The sequence below is a fragment of the Streptomyces sp. NPDC042346 genome, from assembly GCF_055581845.1.
The window spans coordinates 337,106-355,542 of record NZ_JBVJEH010000005.1; the positions used below are offsets into that span (position 1 = coordinate 337,106).

16 protein-coding genes are annotated in these 18,437 nt (G+C 71.8%); 4 read left to right on the top strand and 12 right to left on the bottom strand.

Annotated elements, in window-relative coordinates; all coding sequences use genetic code 11:
• Window positions 1-153 precede the first annotated feature (153 nt).
• Window positions 154-1,242 carry a peptidoglycan recognition protein family protein gene (locus ACZ6K0_RS23000; protein ID WP_376404518.1) on the bottom strand — a complete coding sequence of 363 codons (1,089 nt, stop codon included), beginning with the start codon at window positions 1,240-1,242 and terminating at the stop codon, window positions 154-156.
• A gap of 156 nt (window positions 1,243-1,398) precedes the next feature.
• On the bottom strand, window positions 1,399-2,664 hold the full coding sequence (locus tag ACZ6K0_RS23005; RefSeq protein ID WP_469230018.1) for a helix-turn-helix domain-containing protein: 1,266 nt from the start codon (window positions 2,662-2,664) through the stop codon (window positions 1,399-1,401).
• A gap of 322 nt (window positions 2,665-2,986) precedes the next feature.
• On the opposite strand from ACZ6K0_RS23005, the gene ACZ6K0_RS23010 reads away from it, so the two are divergent.
• Both ACZ6K0_RS23010 and ACZ6K0_RS23015 read left to right on the top strand, forming a co-directional pair.
• Entirely contained in the window at window positions 2,987-3,733 is a 747-nt protein-coding gene (locus ACZ6K0_RS23010) for a peptidoglycan-binding domain-containing protein (protein WP_469230020.1), read from the top strand.
• A 17-nt stretch (window positions 3,734-3,750) separates the two neighbouring features.
• Complete coding sequence (locus ACZ6K0_RS23015) at window positions 3,751-4,515, top strand: D-Ala-D-Ala carboxypeptidase family metallohydrolase (RefSeq protein ID WP_376404513.1); 765 nt, start codon at window positions 3,751-3,753, stop codon at window positions 4,513-4,515.
• A 372-nt stretch (window positions 4,516-4,887) separates the two neighbouring features.
• On the opposite strand, the gene ACZ6K0_RS23020 is transcribed toward ACZ6K0_RS23015, so the two are convergent.
• Both ACZ6K0_RS23020 and ACZ6K0_RS23025 read right to left on the bottom strand, forming a co-directional pair.
• Window positions 4,888-5,907 (bottom strand): MASE1 domain-containing protein, encoded by a 1,020-nt coding sequence (locus ACZ6K0_RS23020; protein WP_469230022.1) that lies wholly within the window; start codon window positions 5,905-5,907, stop codon window positions 4,888-4,890.
• A 133-nt stretch (window positions 5,908-6,040) separates the two neighbouring features.
• Complete coding sequence (locus ACZ6K0_RS23025) at window positions 6,041-6,883, bottom strand: PP2C family protein-serine/threonine phosphatase (protein ID WP_469230023.1); 843 nt, start codon at window positions 6,881-6,883, stop codon at window positions 6,041-6,043.
• 566 nt (window positions 6,884-7,449) lie between these two features.
• On the opposite strand from ACZ6K0_RS23025, the gene ACZ6K0_RS23030 reads away from it, so the two are divergent.
• On the top strand, window positions 7,450-9,183 hold the full coding sequence (locus tag ACZ6K0_RS23030; protein WP_469230024.1) for a SulP family inorganic anion transporter: 1,734 nt from the start codon (window positions 7,450-7,452) through the stop codon (window positions 9,181-9,183).
• A 98-nt stretch (window positions 9,184-9,281) separates the two neighbouring features.
• On the opposite strand, the gene ACZ6K0_RS23035 is transcribed toward ACZ6K0_RS23030, so the two are convergent.
• From ACZ6K0_RS23035 to ACZ6K0_RS23070, 8 genes are all read right to left on the bottom strand, one after another.
• Entirely contained in the window at window positions 9,282-12,218 is a 2,937-nt protein-coding gene (locus ACZ6K0_RS23035; RefSeq protein WP_469230025.1) for an ABC transporter permease, read from the bottom strand.
• A 2-nt stretch (window positions 12,219-12,220) separates the two neighbouring features.
• The gene (locus ACZ6K0_RS23040) at window positions 12,221-12,967 is read right to left on the bottom strand and encodes an ABC transporter ATP-binding protein (RefSeq protein WP_469230027.1); all 747 of its coding nucleotides are present in this window, start codon (window positions 12,965-12,967) and stop codon (window positions 12,221-12,223) included.
• A 607-nt stretch (window positions 12,968-13,574) separates the two neighbouring features.
• Window positions 13,575-13,796 carry a universal stress protein gene (locus tag ACZ6K0_RS23045; protein WP_469230029.1) on the bottom strand — a complete coding sequence of 74 codons (222 nt, stop codon included), beginning with the start codon at window positions 13,794-13,796 and terminating at the stop codon, window positions 13,575-13,577.
• Between the two features lie 69 nt (window positions 13,797-13,865).
• Window positions 13,866-14,432: a universal stress protein gene (locus tag ACZ6K0_RS23050; RefSeq protein ID WP_469230031.1), complete on the bottom strand. Its 567-nt coding sequence runs from the start codon at window positions 14,430-14,432 to the stop codon at window positions 13,866-13,868.
• The gene (locus tag ACZ6K0_RS23055) at window positions 14,429-15,109 is read right to left on the bottom strand and encodes a CBS domain-containing protein (protein ID WP_376404498.1); all 681 of its coding nucleotides are present in this window, start codon (window positions 15,107-15,109) and stop codon (window positions 14,429-14,431) included. The genes ACZ6K0_RS23050 and ACZ6K0_RS23055 overlap by 4 nt, the downstream gene beginning before the upstream one ends.
• Window positions 15,109-15,258, bottom strand: coding sequence for a hypothetical protein (locus ACZ6K0_RS23060; RefSeq protein WP_376404496.1), 150 nt, complete (start codon window positions 15,256-15,258; stop codon window positions 15,109-15,111). The genes ACZ6K0_RS23055 and ACZ6K0_RS23060 overlap by 1 nt, the downstream gene beginning before the upstream one ends.
• Window positions 15,259-15,377: 119 nt before the next feature.
• Complete coding sequence (gene acsA, locus ACZ6K0_RS23065; protein WP_469230034.1) at window positions 15,378-17,180, bottom strand: acetate--CoA ligase; 1,803 nt, start codon at window positions 17,178-17,180, stop codon at window positions 15,378-15,380.
• Window positions 17,177-17,854 carry a CBS domain-containing protein gene (locus ACZ6K0_RS23070; RefSeq protein WP_376404492.1) on the bottom strand — a complete coding sequence of 226 codons (678 nt, stop codon included), beginning with the start codon at window positions 17,852-17,854 and terminating at the stop codon, window positions 17,177-17,179. Before ACZ6K0_RS23070 ends, acsA begins: the two co-directional genes overlap by 4 nt.
• A 199-nt stretch (window positions 17,855-18,053) precedes the next feature.
• Between ACZ6K0_RS23070 and ACZ6K0_RS23075 the strand changes: the two genes are divergently transcribed.
• Window positions 18,054-18,338 carry a DUF1918 domain-containing protein gene (locus tag ACZ6K0_RS23075; protein WP_376404490.1) on the top strand — a complete coding sequence of 95 codons (285 nt, stop codon included), beginning with the start codon at window positions 18,054-18,056 and terminating at the stop codon, window positions 18,336-18,338.
• Window positions 18,339-18,437 lie beyond the last annotated feature (99 nt).

The window sequence follows — 18,437 nt, forward strand, 5'->3', positions numbered from 1 at the left end:
CGGGGGGGGGGGGGGGGGGGGGGGGGGGGGGCCCCGGCGGGGGGGGGGGGGGGGGGGGGGGGGGGGGGGGGGCCGGGGGGCGGGGGGGGGGGGGGGGGGGGGGGGGGGGCCCCCCCCCCCCCCCCCCCTCTCCCGTACCGGGATACCGGCCACTCAGGCCAGCAGCCGGCTCCAGGTGCGGGCGTCCGCCACGCCGTCGGCCGGCAGGCTCGCCGAGGACTGGAACGCCCGCACCCCCGCCTCGGTGCCCGAGCCGAAGCTGCCGTCGACGACCAGCGTCTGACCGCGCGCGTTGAGCTGGCCCTGCAGCGCCTTCACCGCGTCGCCCTGCGCTCCGCGCGCGAGCGGGTTGGCGAGCTGGTGCCAGGTCTGGTTTCCGGCCACGCCGTCGACCCCGGCCCGATTGGTCGTCTGGAAGGCCCGCACCGCGCTCTCGGTCGCCGGCCCGAAGGAGCCGTCGGCCACGACCGTGGCGCCCCGGGAGTTGAGCAGGTACTGCAGCGACCTGACGCGCTCGCCCGAGTCGCCGAGCCGCGCCACCGGCCAGCCGCCCCACGCCGGGCTGCCGCCGATCCGGGCGGCGACGTCGGCCCTGAGCTGCGGCAGCAGCGCGTACAGCCGGTCGCCGGGGCACTCGGTGTTGTTGAAGTCCCGGTGCCCGAAGATCTGGTAGGCGCGCAGCCCGTACTGGGAGCAGATGTACGCGCAGAGGTCGACCAGCTTCGCGTACTGCGCCGACCGCGGGTCCACCGACGTGTACGTGCCCTCGTTCTCGATGCCGACGGCGACGGTGTTCTGGCCGGTGCAGTGCGCCGACTCGACCTGCTGGGTACCGGCGGCCAGCGCGGCGACGCTGGAGTGCCGGCCCTCGGTGATCCAGCCGCCGCGGCTGATCGTGAAGTGCTGGCCCGAGTCGATCCAGCCCCGGGCGTCCATGTGGTCGGCCTGGATCGACCGGGACAGCTCGAAGGCGTGCGCCTGAGAGTAGTCGGTGCTGTTCGGGGACGCGGTGTGATGGACGATGATCTTCTGCGGCCCGGTGGCCAGCAGCTTCACCGGGGTGCTCGGCTCGCGGGCGCCCCAGGCCACGCACCCGGAGATCACCGGTCCGGCGAGGGCGGCCCCCGCGGCGGCGCGCGCGGTCCCCGGCAGCGCGGTCCCCAGGACCGCTCCGGCGCCGAGGGCGAAGGCCCCGGACAGCAGCGCGCGCCGTCGCGGACGCGGCATCGGCAGGTCGCTCATCGTCTCTCCCCATGTGTTCGGCAACCACCCCGCACAACGCGGAGCGGCGGCCGAATGCTATGAGCAACCCCCCTGTCCCATCAGCGAGTCCCGCACCTCAGACTTGGGCGCGTCGGCTTCTCGGGACGCCCCGGGATCCCGCCGGGCGTCGCCGCCTCAGGGCTGCGGGGCGTCCTGCGAGGGGTCGCACTCCTGCTCCTTGACCTTCGGGATCACTCCGCAGATGGAGATGGTCGAAAGGGGGTACTCGGCCACCGACAGCATCCGCGTGTAGGTGTCGCGGTCCACCCGGATGGTGGACTCCTCCGTCCGGCTGCCCTTGTCGGTGATGATCACACCGTCGCCGATCGCCCCGTTCTCCAGCCGCCCCCAGACCGCCTGGCAGGCGGCGCTGTGCCGGAGCTGGATCCGCAGCCCGCGCAGGTAGAGGAGCCGGACGGTCTTCGCGTCCCACTGGCAGTTCATCGTCTGCGGTTCGCGCCCGAGGCAGGACTCCCCGGAGCAGCCGGGCAGGGGGTGGTCGGACTCGGCGCCGGGCGTGCGCTCGGCCGCGCCCTGGGCCGTCACCCCCGAACTCTCGCCGCTCGCCGTCGGCTTACCCGCGTCCGACCGCGCGCCGTCCGGCGCGGACTTCACTCCGAGGACGGCGATCACGATCAGGGCGCCCACGACCGCGCCGATCGCCATGTGGACGAGCGGCCGCACCCGTCCGGCGGGGCGGGGCCCGGGTCCGGCGGCGCGGTCCGGATCCGGCGCGGCGCCGCCGGCCGTGGCCGCGCCTCCGGCGGGCTCCGGGGCCGGACCGGCCCCGGCCCGCGCGGACCCGTCGGCGCCGTCGGGCTCTCGGGACGAGGCCGGCGCGCCACCCGGCGCGGGCCGCTCCTCCCGTACGGGTCCCCTCTCCCGTACGGGTCCCCTCTCCCGTACGGGTCCCCTCTCCCGTACGGGTTCTCCGTCCCGTACGGGCTTCCCCCGGCCCGCCGGCTCCTCCGGCCCCGGCGCCGTCGCGCCCCGGCCCTCGTCCTGCCCCTCGCCCAGGCCCTCCGGGCCCAGGCCGTCCGTCCCCTCTCGCTCTCCCCGCTCCGGCTCCTGCTCCCCCTGGACCTCTGGCCCGGCTCCTTCGCGTCTGCTTCTGCGGGCCAGCCTCTCGGCGTGTTCCCAGAGGGCGATCAGGGGCGTGGGGTCCTGTCCGACCACGTCCGCGAGCTGCTGGATCGCGGCGCGGCTCGGCCACTGCTTCCCGTTGAGGAAGCGCTCCCAGGACGAGCGGCTGTAGTGCGTCTTCTCGGCGAGCCGGCCGTAGCTCAGACCGAACTCCTCCTTGATCCGGCGCATCCCCGCCAGGACCCGTTCGCGGACGGCCCTGAGCTCGGCGTCCCGCCGACGCAGCTCGTCCCGGGCCTGCTTCTCGACAGCAGTCATTCGAAGCCTCTCCCCCGTGTTGAACCCCCCTTGCGAGCAAGGGAGTTCATGAACAACTTGCCGCTACCTGCGGCAGGACTTTGTCACACCGGGACACCCGCGAAACAGCGGACTCACAGACCTCCAGGGCCCGCGCGAGTGATCTGCGCCACAAGCAGCCGCGTGACACGAGTCGTCCCGCCCCATCCCGTCCCGCACGCCCCCGGCGTCCCGCGCGTCCCGGCCCCGTCCCGTATCGCTCGCGAGAGGGTCCGAAGCAACTGCCCTGGCAGCACCATGACTTCGGCCGCTCCCCGATCCACCACGAAGACAAGGACTCCGAGTGATACCCACCCGAACGCCGGACCTCCGGCGCCGCCTGCCGCTCGCCCAGGCGGCGCTCGTGCTGGCCGCCGCCCTGCTCGCCGTGCTGGCGCCCTCCGTCCCCGCGCACGCCCTGGACTCCACCACCTGGATCCAGCGCAACCTCGCGGGCATCGGCTATCTGTCGGCCGGCGGGATCGACGGCGTCTACGGCGCGCAGACCACCGCCGCGGTCCGCTCCTTCCAGCAGGACAACGGGCTCGCCGAGGACGGTGACTACGGCAGCCGCACCGAACTCGCCCTGCACGACAAGGTGAAGGAGGTGCAGCGCAAGGCCGGCGTCACGGCCGACGGCGCGTACGGCGACGGCACCAAGTCCAAGGTGACGTCCTGGCAGCAGGCGAACGGCCTGTCCGCCGACGGTGTCGCGGGCCCCGCGACCATGAACGCGATGCGGGTGGCCCGTACCGTGAAGATCACCGCACAGTGGAAGATCGCCGAGCACGGCTGGTCCGTGAGCGGCCAGTTCGGCTGCCTCGACAACCTCTGGATCCGCGAGAGCACGTGGAAGGTGTACGCGACGAACCCCTCGTCCGGCGCCTACGGCATCCCGCAGTCCCTGCCCGGCGACAAGATGGCCGCGGCGGGACCCGACTGGCAGACCAACCCGGCCACCCAGATCGAGTGGGGACTCGACTACATCAAGTCCCGCTACAGCACTCCGTGCGGGGCGTGGTCCTTCTGGCAGTCCCACAACTGGTACTAGAAAACGAGGAGTTCACCATGACATCGGCATCCGACCTGTCCCGCCGTTCACTGCTGCGCTTCGGCGCCGGCGCGGCTGCGGCCACCGGTCTGGCCGTCGGCGGCGGTCTGGTCCTGGCTTCCCCGGCCGCCGCGTACGGCTGGCCCTCGCAGCTCGCCCAGGGCGCGAGCGGCGCGGCCGTCACGGAGCTCCAGATCCGGATCGCGGGCTGGGCGGCGAGCTCGGCCCAGCAGACGTACGTCACCGTCGACGGCCAGTTCGGCCCCGGCACCGGCGCGGCGCTGCGCCGCTTCCAAGCGGCGTACGGGCTCTCCGCCGACGGGGTGGCCGGGCCCCAGACCTTCAGCCAGCTCAACGCGCTGGAGAGCTCCGACGGCTCGACCGCGCACTTCGACTTCTCCGAGTTCCAGAGCAAGGACGGCTCAGGCTTCTCGGGCGGCAAGGTGGGCGCGGCGACCGTGAAGGAGAACGTGCGCCGCAACATGTACAAGCTGGAGGCGCTGCGCAAGAAGTGCGGCGACCGGGCCGTCACGATCAACTCCGGCTTCCGCAGCATCTCCCACAACTCCTCGGTGGGCGGCGCCTCGAACTCCATGCACCTGTACGGCATCGCCGCGGACGTCGCCATCTCCGGGCTGTCCACGAAGGGCATCTACCAGAAGGCCGAGACCTGCGGATACTCGGGTCTGGAGACGTACACGGTGTCGTGGCAGCACGTGGACTCCCGGGTCGAGTACGCGTACGGCTCGCAGTCGTGGTGGTGGGAGGACGGCGTGGCCTGAGCCCGGACGCGTGCCCGCCATGGCGGGCACATGAGGTGCGGCGTGGAACCGGATATGCGCGCTTCCCCTCTCTATGTCTGGTAATGCCGTGCGGGCCCTCCCCGCGGGTCCGCACGGTTCCTCCGCCCCGCCCTGTTCGTCACGTCCTGCTCCCAGGGCGACGAGCACTTCCGCTTCGGGGACAAGCCGGGCACCGCCTCGGCCACTCCCTACCGCCGCCGTGGCCGACGTGACACGACAGGCCGCACAGCACGTGCCGGACGTGCGCGGGCAGGGCCGGTAGTGGTTGGGCAACTCGGCCGCGACCTCCAGGGGCGCACCCCGCGCGGAGCCCGCCGGCGCCGTCTCCGGGGACCGGGACCGGGGCGGGGATCACGGATTCCGGTGCCCGCCGGGTGGGACTGCCCGGCTCTCGGCGGTGCCGGGTGGACCCGGTGAGGGCTCGCCCGCCGCGAGGTGCTCCAGGACCTCCGCCAGTTCCTGGCAGGCGCGGCGCACCGACCGGCGGGTCGCACGCTGCTCGGTGATGACGGAGGCGAGAAGCAGGGCGGTCAGGGCGGCGGAACCGTTGAACGCCTGGAGCTTGACCATGATCTCGACGTCCGTGAGGTGGAGGAAGGCGCCCCGTCCGGAGGTCGCCGCGAAGGTGGCGAGCACTGAGGCGAAGAGCGCGCACAGCATGCTTCCGGCGAGCTGGAAGCGGAGCGCTGCCCAGATCAGCAGGGGGAAGACGAGGAAGAGCATGCTCATCGGGCTGAGCACGATCATGGGCATGAGGATCAGGGTCGTCAGCCCCAGAAAGGCCGCCTCCTTCCAGCGCCGTATCCGGAACCGTCCGGCCGGCCCCGCGAGGACGAGCATGAGCGGGGCGACGAGCAGCACCCCCATCGTGTCGCCCACCCACCAGGCCAGCCAGACGGGCCAGAACTCGCTCTTGTCCAGGGAGCTCTTCGCCACCTGCAGTCCGACCCCCGCGGTCGCGCTGATCATCATGGCGCCGAACCCGCCGAGGAAGACCAGGGAGAGTCCGTCCCGCAGCCGCGCCATGTCGCGCCGGAAGCCGGCCCGTCTCAGCAGCAGGAAGGCGCAGAGTGGCGCGACGGTGTTGCTGACCACGGTGACCACTGTGGTGGGCCCCGGAGTGGTGAGGGAGGCGATGACGAGGAAGGAGCCGAGGGCGATCCCAGGCCAGACCCGCGCGCCGAGTAGCAGCAGGGCGGCGACGGCGACGCCGGTGGGAGGCCAGATGGGGGTGACCACCACGCCTTCGACGACGAAGCGGCCCATCAGGCCGAGTCGTCCGGCCGCGTAGTAGCAGACCGCCACGGCCAGCGACATCAGAGCCGCCTCCGTAGAGGACCGAAAATGCCGAGTATCCAACACGTCAGCCATCAGACACCGGCCGGGCCGCCACGACCGGGCAAGGCCCCTGCGTGTCGGGCGCCGCCGTCCGGCACGGGCCCGGGCGGGTCCGAGGACCGACCCGGCATGAGGACCGACCCGGCCCGAGGCGAGCCCCCTTCCCTCACTCCTTGGCCGCCGGCCGGGCCGGACCGCCGTCATGGCCGACGACCAGGACGGCCGCGTCGTCCTCGTGCCCTATCGTGGCCGCCAGCTTCATGACGGCGGTGGCGAGCGCGTCGACGTCCAGTCCGGCGACGGCGGTGATCCCGGCGAGCCTCGTCACCCGGTCCAGACCCTCGTCGACGTGGAGCGAGGGCCCCTCCACCACCCCGTCGGTCAGGAGGACGAAGACACCGTCGGCGGTGAGCCGGTGGCGCGTGGCCGGGTAGTCGACGCCGCGCAGCACACCGAGCGGAGGCCCGCCCTCGCTGTCGTCGATGCCGGAGCGGCCGTCGGTGGTGGCCCAGATGTAGGGGATGTGACCGGCCCGGGCGCACTCCAGGGTGCCGGCAGCGGGGTCGAGCCGCAGGAAGGTGCAGGTGGCGAAGAGGTCGGCGCCCAGAGAGATGAGCAGGTCGTTGGTGCGACCGAGCAGCTCTCCCGGGTCTCCGGTGACGGAGGCCAGCGCGCGCAGTGCCACGCGGACCTGTCCCATGAAGGCGGCGGCCTCGATGTTGTGTCCCTGCACGTCACCGATGGACATGCCGATCTGCCCGCCGGGCAGGGAGAAGGCGTCGTACCAGTCACCGCCGACGTTGAGCCCGTGGTTGGCGGGCTCATAGCGGACGGCCAGCCGGGCGCCCGGAAAACTGGGCAGGTCCGAGGGCAGCATGTCGCGCTGAAGGGCCACGGCGAGCTCGACACGGGAACGCTGCGTCTCGGCCAACTCCCGCGCCCTGGCGGTCAGCGACCCGAGCCGGACCAGAAGGTCCTCGCTGTTGTCGGCCGGCCGTCTGCGGAACATCGATCACTCCGACGTCACGACAATCCTCGCATCGCTTCGTCCCGGTCTCCAGCACGCGGGACCACAGGGGACCACCTCGGTACGAACAGGTCCTTCCTACTCTGCCCGGAGGGGGCAGCATCCGCATCTCATCAGCGGAGAACGCGGCGGATCCCAGCGGGGCCACCCCACACCGCCGGAAACGAGCAGCGGTTCGGCGAGATCGAAGGCATCGCCCCGCCCCTGACCTACGTCCGGACCGAGCAGGCCGACGCCGCGCGACCCGCAAGACACCGGCGGCCCCAAGGAGGCCAGGCATGAACACGAACCACACCCTCGTCTCCCGGCGCGAAGAGTTCTGCGCCGATCCTCCTTGCCGTCGGCGCGGCCGTCGGCCTCCTCGACGCGCTGCCGGGCGCGCCGGCCGGTCCGGATCTTGGTGCGGCTGAGGAACGCTTCGGCGCTGGGCGAGCGGGCGCATGGGCGGTCACGCCCGGAGGCGGTGGATGGCGGCGTGGTGGGACGTTTGGTTCTCGCGGCCGTGACAGAGTCGGTGAGATCTTGAAGCGGCGGGGGAGAGGAGCCTCATGTCGCAGCACGTCCGACCCGGCGATTCCGGGTGGCGGCGTTTGGTACCTGGCACGCCTGGAATCGCTGTCCTCGCCCGCTACGAGCGCTCCTGGCTGCGCGGCGACCTGCTGGCGGGCGTGACCGTCGTGGCGTATCTCGTACCGCAGGTCATGGCGTACGCGACCGTGGCGGGGCTGCCGCCTGTCGCCGGCCTGTGGGCGATTCTGCCCGCTCTGGTGCTGTACGCAGTGCTCGGCTCGTCACGGCTGCTGTCGGTCGGGCCGGAGTCGACGACCGCGCTGATGACCGCCACGGTGGTCGCGCCGATCGCCGCCGGGGACCCTGGGCGATATGCCGTACTGGCGGCCGCGCTGGCGTTCGCGGTCGGGCTGCTGTGCGTGGTGGCGTGGGCGGCCAGGCTCGGCTTCGTCGCCGATCTCCTCTCGCGGCCGGTCCTGGTCGGCTATCTCGCGGGTGTGGCGCTGATCATGATGGTGGATCAGCTGCCGAAGACGACGGGCGTGAGTACCACGGGGTCAGGCTTCTTCCCACAGCTGGTGTCCTTCGCACAGAACCTCCCCGAGGCCCAGCCCGCGACCATCGCCGTCGCTGTCACCGCCCTCGTCCTCCTCTTCGCCCTTCCGTTCTTCCTGCACGCGGTGCCTGGGCCGCTGGTGGTGGTCGCGCTCGGCACCGTGGCGGTGGCGGCGTTCGGCCTGGACGAGCACGGCATCGCCGTGATCGGAGACGTGCCGGCGGGGCTGCCCCACCCGGCTCTGCCGGACTTCGACGAGCTGTCTCGGCTGATGGTTCCGGCGCTCGGTCTCCTCCTCGTGGGCTACACGGATGTCATCCTCACCGCGCGTGCCTTCGCCACCGGTGACGAGGTCGGGCGCCTGGACGCCAACCAGGAGTTGCTGGCCCTGGGCGCCGCGAACCTCGGCGCGGGCGTCCTGAGCGGGTTCCCGGTGAGCAGCAGTGCCAGCCGCACTGCGCTGGCGGACTCCACAGGCGCGCGAAGTCAGGTGTACTCGCTGACCGCCGGTGCGGCCGTTCTCGCCGTACTGCTGTTCCTCAGCCCGTTGCTGAGTCTCACTCCGGTTGCCGTATTGGGTGCCCTCGTCATCTATGCCGCTGTCAAGATGATCGACCTGGCGGGCTTCCGGCGGCTGGCCTCCTTCCGGCGCAGGGAACTCCTGCTGGCCGTCGGCTGTCTGTGCGGCGTGCTGTCCCTGGACATTCTGTACGGGGTGCTGGTGGCGGTCGGTCTGTCGGTGGCCGAGCTTCTGACGCGGGTCGCGCGCCCGCACGATGCCGTCCAGGGGCTGGTGCCCGGCGTGGCAGGGATGCACGACGTCGACGACTATCCGGAGGCCCGTACGATTCCTGGGCTGCTCGTCTACCGATACGACTCGCCGCTGTTCTTCGCCAACGCGGAGAACTTCCGGCGCCGTGCACTCGCCGCCGTTGCGGAGCAGTCCGGGCCCGTCCACTGGTTCGTGCTCAATGCCGAGGCCAATGTGGAGGTGGACATCACCGCGCTGGACTCCGTCGACGAGCTGCGTCGCGAACTGGCCGGGCGTGGCATCGTGTTCGCGATGGCACGTGTGAAGCAGGACCTGCTCGACGATCTCGATGCCTACGGGCTGACCGAGTCGGTCGGTGCCGATCTGATCTTCCCCACACTGCCCACGGCGGTGGCCGCGTACGGGGACTGGCGCCGCGCCCGCGAAGACGGTTCTCCTGAGTAGGAGTCCCAGCCGTTCGGTCGGTCACTGTGCAGCGCGTACTGTGCAGCGCGGTGAGGCTCACGGGGGTCTTCCTCCACCAGGTCCGCGAGGGGTGCCCTTCATTCGGTGACGCGTACCGCGAGTGCCGGGCGGATGGCGGCCGCGCGGCGCGCCGGCCCGATCGTGGCCAGGAGCGACGCGGCGAAGGCGGCTGCGGCCAGGACGCAGATGCTGGACCATTCGACCGGGAAGCCTCCTTCGAGGCCCTCGAACGCGGCGCTGTTGCTGTACATCAGCCAGGTGGTGAGGACGCCCAGCAGCGATCCGAGGACGATTCCCTCTACGGCGATGAAGGAGCTCTCCCACAGGAAGGACCGCTGGACCGTCCGTGCCCGGAAGCCGAGGGCCCGCAGGATGCCTATGGTGCGGCGGCGTTCGCGTACGGCTCGGACCATGACGACGCCGAGGCCGGTGATGCCCACGCCGAGGCCCAGGGCGAGGAAGCCCTGCATGAGGCGGAAGAAGGCGGTGCTGGAGTCGAACTGTTGGCGGATGTCCGACTCTATGGGTGTGGCGACCAGGCTGGACGAGAGCTGCTCGCCCTGCAGCTGGGTCGCCAGGGCGTCGGGGGAGGTTCCGGGGCTGGTTCTGACCAGCGCGGAGGCGTTCTGTGTCTGGGTGCCGAAGAGCTCGCGCGTCGCCTGTTCGCTCTGCACCACCGGGTACGTCGTCGAACTGGCGCCGGTGCCGGGGTAGAAGACCAGCCCGTTGCTGAGCACGCCGGCGATGACCTTCTGTTCGCTGCGGCCCGTCCGGGGGTCTGTCAGAGTGAGGGTGTCGCCGGGGTCGTAGTAGTCGCCGGCCGGGCCGCCGGTGCTGCCGAAGAAGCCGTCGAGCACGACGTAGCGGCGGTCGGAGGCGAGGGCCTGCCACACGGCGGCGTCGTTGGTCAGGCCGGGCAGGCGCTCCCGGAACGTGATGCCGGTGATCGCTCCGTCGGGTACGCCGACGACGGCGGTGTCCAGCGGTTGAGAGCTGCGGTGTCCCGGGTCGGTAGCCCGTCCCGCAGCATTGAGCAGCGGTGTGACGGCGGTGATCTCGGGTGCGGACGGGCCGCCGCGGAGATCGGCGAGCAGCCGGCCGCCGGCGACCTGCGGGTTGTAGTCCAGTCGCAGGGAGTATCCGGCGGTGGCGTCGGCGACGACCCCGTCGACGCCGGCGCGGATGATCCCCGAGATCTCCGTCAGGAGCACCAGGACGAACACGATCAGCGTGTACATCACCAGCGTCGCGCCGGTCCTGAAGCGCTTGGCCAGCGGATAGGCGACGGCGAGCCGCGCCGCCAGGCCGCCCTCCGTCGGGCGCTGGAGGAACCGCCGTACGGGACGGAGCAAGGTCTTCTGGTTGTCGCTGACGAGCACCACGGCGGAGAAGGCGGCCAGGGCGCCCTGGATGACGTACACGGACATCGAGGGGGTGTCGAAGATCCGGGGGCGGATGACGGGTGCCAGGAGCGTCCAGGCGAGGACGGTTCCCGCGACCAGGGTGGTGACCGTGTGACGGGGGAGGACTCGCAGGAGCGCAGGGGTGGCGAAGGCGAGGGCGAGCGCCGGCATGAGGTACGTCGCGTCGGGCTGGCTGCGCGCCACGGCCGGGACGGCCACGAGCGCGCACAGGACGGCCAGGGCGGTGGAGACCGCGAGCAGACGGCGGCGCGGTCCCTGTCCGGGCGTGGCGGGGAGGTCACGGATCGCGGCGATGATGTTGAACCTGCTGATGCGCACGCTGGTGGCCAGGATGGCGGCGAAGGCGATGAGCAGGCCCATGGCCAGACCGTTCAGGACGCTCGTGGGAGTGACGGCGAACGCGATGCGGATGCTGCTTCCACCGACCGACCAGCCCTGGAAGATCTGTGCGGCCACCACAGCGACGCCCCAGCCGACAGCGACCCCGATGGCCACGCCCGGCAGCGCGGACAGCAACGCGTACGTCGCCCCTTCGAGCGTGAACGCCCCGACGAGCCGCGAGCGCTTCATCCCCACGGCCCGCACCATGCCCATCTGGGACTTCCGCTCCTCGCCGAGCATCACGAAGATGTTCACCAGGAGCAGCGCGCCCGCGATGATGCTGAAACTGCCGATCATGAGGAACAGTGCGCCGAGGGAGTCCCCGGCCTGCTTCGCGTCGCGCAGGACCGTCTGCTTCGGTGTCTCGATCTCCGTCTGCCCGGCGAGCGGGCCCAGAGCCTGCCGGATGTCGGCTGTCACCTGGTCGGTCAGGGCTTCGCCGCCTTCGACGCCGCCTCGGTTGGAGACGAAGGTGACCGAGCGCGGTTCCGCACCGGCGGTCCGGGCGGCGGAGTCCAGGGTCCCCGGTGCCAGGAACACGTCGCGGTTCATCCTGCCGCCGAGGCCCACACCGGCCAGGCCCTCTTCCGGCACCACACGCTCGACCCGGTACGTCCCCGGAACTCCGAACAGGTACAGCGTGACCGGATCACCGGCCTTCACGCTCAGGGATCGGGCCAGCGGCTCGTTGACCACGACCTGGCCCGGCTTCGGATTCGGCCCGCCGAGTCCGGAGTCTCCACCCGCTGCGCCGAAGCGCGCCGCCTTGTCGAAGTCCATCTGCCAGGCCAGGACGCGTGGCTCGGCGACTCTGCGGTCGGCCACACCGCTGACCGCCGATGCCTGGCTGGCCTGGGCGTTCAGCACTCCGTCGATGTCGGGATCGCCCGCCAGGGAGGCCATCCGTTCCGTCACGGCGCGTCCGGCCGGGCCGGGGGCTGCTACGACACGCTCGTCCACGGGCCCCAGGGTCCGGTACGCCTCCTGCCGTACGGAGAAGTTCAGGGTGTCGCCGACGACCAGGGCCCCGATGACGATGGCCGTTCCGAGCATCGATCCGCCGATCACCAGCGCTGCCTCGGTGCGCCGTCGGGCGACCTGCCGGAAGGCCAGCCGCCGCGACACCGGCTGCCGGACGGCGACCAGCACCAGGGCCGCGAGGGCGAGCGCCAAGGCGGCGAGCAGCGGGATGAGGAGATTCGGGTACATGGTCAGCCCAAAGGGGCGTCGGGGATCGGGGCTCGGGCCGTGACGGTCTGGCGGACGTCGTCGACCAGCTGCCCGTCGTGCATGCGGATCAGCCGGGGGGCGCGGGCGCCGATGGCGCTGTCGTGGGTGACCAGGACGATCGTCTGGCCCTCGTCCTGGTTGAGCTCGCACAGCAGGTCCATGACCTGGTCGGCCATCGCGCTGTCGAGGTTGCCCGTCGGTTCGTCCGCCCACACGACGGCCGGGCGTCCGGCCAGGGCGCGGGCGATGGTCACCCGCTGCTGTTCACCCCCGGACATCTCGCTCGGCCGGTGCTCGACCCGGTGGCCGAGGCCCACCCGGTCGAGCATGTCCAGCGCCCTGCGACGCGCTTCACGCGTCCGGGTGCCCACCAGGAGCAGGGGCAGTTCGACGTTCTCCACCGCGGAGAAGACGGGGATGAGGTTGAACGCCTGGAAGACGAACCCCATGGTGTGCGCCCGGTGCTCCGTGCGCGCCGCGTCCGACATCGCGAACAGGTCGTGGCCGTCGACCTCCACCCGTCCGGCGTCGATGTCGTCGAGCCCGGACAGACAGTTCAGGAGCGTGGTCTTCCCGGAGCCGGACGGTCCCATGACCGCCACCATCTCCCCGCGGCGCACGATGAGATCCAGGTCGAGCAGGGCCGTGACCTCCACGGAGCCCGTCCGGTAGATCTTCCGGACCCCGGTGGCGACGAGGAGTCCCTGGTCGGCGTTCATGTCTTCCATACCAACCTCCGGAAGGAATCGGCGGCTACGGGCCACCCAGGCCCGGAAACGGGCCGAACGGCCCAATCACCGGGTCACCGGGTCACCGGGTCACCGGGTCACCGCGAGGCCCGCATGAGCGGTCTCGCAGCCGAGGTCAGGGGTCTGCGGCGCACCTCTCCTCGCGGGTCTCTCGCACGAGCGGCTCGACCGGGAGGGGGCCGTGCCCTGGCCCTGCCCCGAGCCGGACCGGCCGGGCGAAAGCACTCTGTACGTTGACGAGTTCGCCACTTCTGACGAGCGCGCCCACCTGTCGGCGGCCCCCTATCTGCCACCCGGCGAGGCCCCGGACCAGGACTGTCCGCTGGTGCTCGTCACCGGGCGCCGCGCGGTTCGGAGTCCGGGACGGCACTCAGGTCACCGTCGAGAGCCGTCACGGACAGGCACGACTCGTCGCCCGCGTCGGGACGGAGCTTGCTCGGGCAGCTCTTCTGCGCGTTTCACTTCCCGGCCAGTGGCGTCAACTCCCTCACCTCGGAGCGTGCCGACACCGTGACCTCGTGTCCGGAGTACAAGGTCACGCCGGTACGGCTGAGTCCGACGGTGTCCGACGACTGACGGGCACCGATCAGTCGTGGGGAACGAGGGTCACAGGCACCGGGCTGTGGTGCAGGACGGCGTGGGCCACGCTGCCGATGTGCGCGCCGAGCGTCGAACGGCGGGTACGCCGGCCCACCACCACGAGGGAGGCCTCCCGGGCGACCGCCACCAGTTCGAGTCCGGCCGATCCGACCGCCACACGGGCGACCGCCTCGACGTCGGGATACTTCGCCCGCCAGGGTTCCAGCATGGCCTCCACCGAACGCCTGATCTCCGGCACCATGGAAAGCCTGAAGTCCGGGACCATCGCGGGCCCCATTCACGCGTGCAGTGGCAGCTGCTGTACGTACACGACGAGGACCTGGGTGTGCCGTCGCGCGGCTTCCTCGAAGGCGAAGCCCAGCACGGAGTCCACAGGCTGCCGGACGTCGGCCCCGACCATGACGGGGCGTTGTGGAGTGCTGCCCGCGCCGACGGCCCGAACGAACACGACGGGACGCTCGACGACACCGGCGACTGTCAGGCCGGCCGAGCCGAGCAGGTATCCGGCCACGCTGCCCAGCGCACGCGAGCCGAGGACCAGCAGCTCGCTCTCCTCGGCCGCGGCGACGAGACCCGGCACGGGCCCCGAGGACAGCAGCTGTGACGTCACCGTCAGGCCGGGATGGCGCTCACGCAGTTCACCGGCGGTGCGCGCCATCATCTCCCTGGCCCACGGTTCCTCGGACTCCCACTCCGCGAGGGACAGAGCGGCCTCCGGTACCGGTTCCTTCGCGTGCGCCAGACACACGTCCGTGCCGCGCAGCAGCGCCTCCTCGGCCGCCCACTCCGCGGCCGCCCTCGCTTGCTCCGTACCGTCCAGGCCGACCACGATGCTCCGCGTCATGATCGTCCACCTCCTCGTTCGGTGTCATCGACGTCGTACGTGAGACGGGTGCAGGAGACCGAGACCACGCCGTCCACCGTGGCGCACATACGCTCGATCGCCGGGATCATGCCCCTGAAGGGCAGCCTCCCGCCGAGCTCCACCCGCCCGTCGTGCACGTCGACGGCGAGGGCGGTCGGTTCGAGGCGCAGGGTGTCGCCGAGCACGTCCTCGACGATCTCCCGGCGGATGTCGTCGTCCTCGCGGAGGAAGACGGCCAACAGGTCACGGCGGCTCACGATGCCCACCAGCCGGTCGTCGCCGTCGACGACGACGAGCCGTTTGACCCCCTGGACCTCCATCAGTCGCGCCGTCTCCGCCACGGTCCACTCGGTGCGGGCACACACGGCGGGTGCGGACATCAGCTCCTCGGCCCGCGTCCCCTCGGCCTTCGCCCGCTCCCACGCCTCCAGATCCGGAACGGCCGGCAGGCCACTCGGCGCGGCGGCCTGATCGGCGGTCTTGCGCAGGAGATCCCCCTCCGACACGACCCCGACCACCCGGCCCTCGCCGTCCACCACGGGAACAGCGGTCACTCGGTGGTGCGAGAGCGTGCGGACGATCTCCTTGAACGGGGCGTCGCCGCGGACGCTCACCACCTCGCGGGTCATCAGCTCGCTGATCCTGCGGTGACGCATCATCCGCTCCTTTCCTGTGCGGACGCACTGGCCTCGGCCACCAAGCGGGCGGCGCAGCCGTCCCAGGTGTCGAGGGCCGGATAGTCGTCCTCGGTGACGACACGCCGCACGGCTTGCCGGACGAACGCCTTCGCCTGGTCGTGGTTCACCGTTCCTCCGGTTGGTGCAGCAGCCGGTCCATGGCGGTCAGGAGGCGCGGGCCCATGTGCGCGACGGGGGTGCTTCGCCTTCGGTGGTCCGGCGGACGTACCGCCGCGTGCGGTGGCCATCACGGGTCCTTCCCGGAGAGCTCGGCCGTCCCGGCCGGGTCGGGGGTCTCCAGCGTCGACACGTCGCCCTCGGGCAGGCCCAGTTCGCGGGCCCGCAGCAGGCGGCGCATCACCTTCCCGCTGCGGGTGTGGGGCAGGTCCTCGACGAACTCGATCTCCCGGGGGGCGACGGCCGGGCCGAGGCGCCGGCGGGCGAACGCCAGGACATCGCGCCGTAGTTCGGGGTCGGGCGGAAACTCGGCGCGCGGCAGCACGAACGCCTTGACGATCGCGCCGACCAGCGGGTCAGGGCGTCCGATCACACCGGCCTCGGCGACGGCCGGATGCTCCATGAGCGCGCTCTCCACCTCGAACGGCCCGATGAGGTGCCCCGCGGACTTGATGACGTCGTCCGCTCGGCCCACGAACCAGTACCAGCCGCCGGTGTCGCGGCTGACGAGGTCGCCGGTCAGGTACCAGCCGTCGGCGAAGCACGCTTCGTAACGGCGCGGCTCGTGGAGGTAGGCCCGGAACATCGACGGCCAGCCCGCCCGCAGGGCGAGCTCGCCCTGGGCACCCGGTTCCCGGAGGACATGGACCCGCCCGTCGGTGATCGCGGCCCGGCCGTCCTCGCCGCATGCCAGGACGGCGGCCTCGACACCGGGAAGCGGTCGGCCCATCGAACCGGGCCGCACCGGATCGGCCGCGAAGTTGGCGATCATGATGGCACCGGTCTCGGTCTGCCACCAGGTGTCATGGACCGGAAGCCCGAGAGCCTCCCGGCCCCAGTGCACGGCCTCGGGGTTCAGTGGCTCTCCGACGCTCGCGACGAACCGGAGCGCCGAGAGGTCGTGCCGCGCGGCGGGCGTCGGCTCGCCGCCGCGTGGTGCGGCCCGCATGAGCATGCGGAGCGCGGTGGGCGCGGTGTACCAGACGGTGACGTGCTGGTCGGCGAGGATCCCGTACCAGCGAGCGGGGGCGAAGTCCCCTTCGTCGACGACGGTCGTCACGCCGTGAGTGAGCGGGGCGATGATGCCGTACGACATGCCGGTGACCCAGCCGGGGTCGGCGGTGCACCAGAAGACGTCGCCCTCGTGCAGGTCCAGGGCGTAGGCGGCGGTGACGTGATGGGCGAGGACCGCCTCGTGCGCGTGGACCGCGCCCTTGGGGGTGCCTGTCGTGCCGCTGGTGAAGTGCAGCAGTGCCGGCTCGGCAGCATCGGTCGGGCCCACCGTGTACGTGTCCGGCGCGGCGGCCGTGAGAGCGGGGAAGGAGAGGGTGTCCGGGGGCGGGTCGGCCCCGGGGTCGAGAAGCAGGACGTGCCGCAGGTGGGGAAGACGGGACCGTACCGGGGCCACCTCGCGTTGGTACAGCTCCCGGGTCGTGACCAGCGCCCGGGCGTTGCCCAGCCCCATGCGCAGTGCGACGGGTTCGGGCCCGAAGGCGCTGAACAGGGGACACACGACTAGGCCGGCCCGCAGCGTTCCGAGAACGGTGCTGTACAGCTCGAACCGGCGGCCCAGGAGGGTGAACACCCGCTCGCCGCGTTCCAGGCCGAGCGTCTCCAGAACGTGCGCGAAGCGGGAGCTCTCGGCTGCGAGCCCGGCGAAGCTGACCGTCCGGACGGATCCGTCGCGGGCGATGCAGCGCAACGCGACCTGCTCGCCGCGGTTCTCGCGCAGGTGCCGGTCGACCGCCTCGTACCCGATGTTCATGCCGCCGTCCGGCAGCCCGGCGAGCCGGGACCGCTCCCATCGCCAGGAGAAGACGGCCCGGGCGCTGTCGTAGTCGGGCATGACCGGTGCCACCCACAGGGCGTTCATCGCGGTGGCTCCACGTCGAGCGCGAGGTTGTCATAGGCGTACTCGATCGATTCGTGCAGGGCGACGACTCCGTCGACCGATCGGCAGAGCCGCACGATCACGCGGATGTCGGCCCGCTCGTCGACCCGGCCCGTCAGCCTGACGACTCCGTCGCCGACGCTCACACGGATCGTGTCGAGGGCCAGGCGCAGCGTGTCGGTCAGGACGTCGTGCTCGATCTCGTCACGGATCGCGGTGTCACTGCGCAGGAAGGGCCGCAGCAGGTCGCTGCGGCTGATGATCCCGACGAGTCGACCGGTCTCGTCGGTCACGGGCAGTCTCTTCACAGCCTTGCGCTGCATCGTCCGGGCCGTCTCGACGAGATTCCAGTTCGCCTGTGCCGTGACGGCCGGCGAGGTCATCAGCTGGGCGGCCGTCTCCGCATCGGGCATCCCTCGTTCCTGGGACAGCAGCCGGACACCCGCCCAACGGCCCTCCAGGTCGGGGAGCTCGGCGGTGGAACGCAGCAGGTCGGCCTCCGAGACCACACCGAGCAGGCGCCGGTCGGCGTCGACGACAGGGACCGCCGAGACGTCATGGTCGGCGAGGAGCCGGGCGATCTCCTTGAACGGGGTCTCTGGGGCTGCGGTGACCACATCGTGGGTCATCACCTCGACAACCGTGCGGTGCTGCATGACGGTACTCCTTCAGGGGACGCGGCCGCCCCAGTTCTCACTCTGCTGCGCGCAGCTCGCCCGGGGCAGTGCCGAATGGTCCCCTTCCGGGACTTTCGGCCCCTATGGCGGCCGGCCGGCCGGGACGCACAGTGGAGAAGGCGAGGGAGCCCGTCCCGGGAGGACCGCGGCCGGGCGCTCGTGCCGGGAGGCGAGAACCATGGCTGGAACCGGAGAACGGGACGGTCAGGAGAAGCCCCGCGCCGAGTTGTGGGCTCGCGTCGGCGACCGGCTGATCGTGGGCGGTGCCACGGTCGGGGACGAGGGGCGTGACGGTGAGATCGTCGGGCTCCACCATCCGGACGGCACTCCGCCCTTCGACGTCCGATGGTCGGACACGGGCAGGGTCACCGAGGTGTTCCCGGGCCCGGACGCGCGCGTCCAGCACCTTCCGCCGCACGGCACGACAGAGGCCGGACCCGGGAAGGCCGCTACGCGGTCGTGAACTCCCCGTCGCAGCCACCGCCCGGTCCGGGCGGTCCGCGCCCGGGACCGACCGGCCCTATCCGGTCACTTCCGCCCGGTGCGAGCGTGGCAGCAGGCC